Below are 1,325 nucleotides of genomic sequence, written 5' to 3'. Positions count from 1 at the left end.
TTCAAAAAAGCAGCCGAGCAGGAAAAAGAATGGGCGGCCTATCTGTTTAAAGACGGCTCAATGATTGGCCTGAACAAGGAAATTCTGGCTCAATACGTTGAATACATTACCAATCTGCGTATGCAGGCGGTTGGCCTTCCTGCCGGATTTGAAGGTGCGACCCAAAATCCGATTCCTTGGATCAACGCATGGCTGTCTTCTGACAATGTACAGGTTGCGCCGCAGGAAGTGGAAATTTCTTCTTACTTAATCGGTCAGATTGATTCGGAAGTCAGCGCGGACGATTTGGGCGATTTCGAGCTGTAAACCGCGTTTCAGACGGCCTTTGGGCGTAACCGGCCGTCTGAAAATCTCTTTTCAATCCTCAAGGTATAACCAAAAATGAAGATTTATGGCGACATTGCGGTAAAAGCAGCTGAATCATATTCTAAATATGAAGATATGGAACAAGCTTGGACAGAGATTGCGGCATCATTTCCCATCAAGGAGTCAATTAGAAAAAAAGGATGCCCAAAGAATGCATTTTTGGGATTGTGTCGTGCGGGGTTGGTTAAAGGAATCAACCCGGAAAAAGTCAAAACCAAACATTCCAAAAACGGAGAATATGCCGTTGCAGCGGTCAGCCTTTTAAAAAATGATCCCGAATGGGCAAATCAGAAAAAATCCGTTTTCTGGCGCGAAATTGTGGGTAATGAAAAAAAATATAACAGCCAGCTTCATGTCGTTTTGGCCTTGTGGGAAAAAGGCTTGATTATTTGAATTTATATATTTAAGGCCGTCTGAAACATTGTTCAGACGGCCTCTATGCCCTAAAACACACATGGCACTCATTAGCACACACGACAAAACCTTCCAACTCCAACAAGGCGAAACCTTATTGGAGGGCTTGGAGCGCACTGGACACGAAGTTGAATACCAATGTCGCAGCGGTTATTGCGGTTCATGCCGGGTAAAAATCTTGGATGGGAAAGTCTCTTATGATAATTTTCCACTCGCTTTTGTCGCGCCCGGAGAAATTTTGCCGTGCTGCTGCCGGGTTACTGAAGACATCAAGCTTGATTGTCGGGAGCGCATCAAAGAGCCGGATTTATTTGATGTCGATTTATTTGAAGACAAATAAAAATGCCGTCTGAACATTGTGGCCGAAATCTTTGATTTCATTTCCACCGTTCAGACGGCATTTTGTTTAAACAACCTTATTTACGTTCGCCAACCGGCAAAACAGTACGGCCGAAAGATTCGTTGATGACCTCTGCCGCTGCCAAGTAGAACGCACCAAGTGCAGTTACCAAGCCTAAGCAACCGCCGATATGGACGATGCTATG

General features: G+C 44.8%; 3 protein-coding genes. All 3 read left to right on the top strand.

Annotation, left to right across the window (positions count from 1 at the left end; all coding sequences use genetic code 11):
* A partial coding sequence (locus ACTHS3_RS13390) for a ribonucleotide-diphosphate reductase subunit beta (protein ID WP_440368177.1) occupies nt 1–306 on the top strand: 306 nt, incomplete at its 5' end.
* A gap of 75 nt (nt 307–381) precedes the next feature.
* Nucleotides 382–759, top strand: a complete 378-nt coding sequence (locus ACTHS3_RS13385) for a DUF6979 family protein (RefSeq protein WP_009427512.1) — start codon at nt 382–384, stop codon at nt 757–759.
* Nucleotides 760–820: 61 nt separating this feature from the next.
* Nucleotides 821–1,120, top strand: coding sequence for a class I ribonucleotide reductase maintenance protein YfaE (yfaE, locus tag ACTHS3_RS13380; protein ID WP_003686421.1), 300 nt, complete (start codon nt 821–823; stop codon nt 1,118–1,120).
* The last annotated feature ends 205 nt before the right edge of the window (nt 1,121–1,325 follow it).

The sequence above is a fragment of the Neisseria sp. P0009.S007 genome (assembly GCF_051962515.1).
Note: the sequence above shows the minus strand (reverse complement) of the source record. Positions and strands in the feature narration are given on the sequence as shown.

What these genes read in the sequence shown, in the direction of transcription:
- yfaE (WP_003686421.1), top strand. Translation starts at nt 821, where the DNA reads ATGGCACTCATTAGCACACACGACAAAACCTTCCAACTCCAACAAGGC.
- ACTHS3_RS13385 (WP_009427512.1), top strand. Translation starts at nt 382, where the DNA reads ATGAAGATTTATGGCGACATTGCGGTAAAAGCAGCTGAATCATATTCT.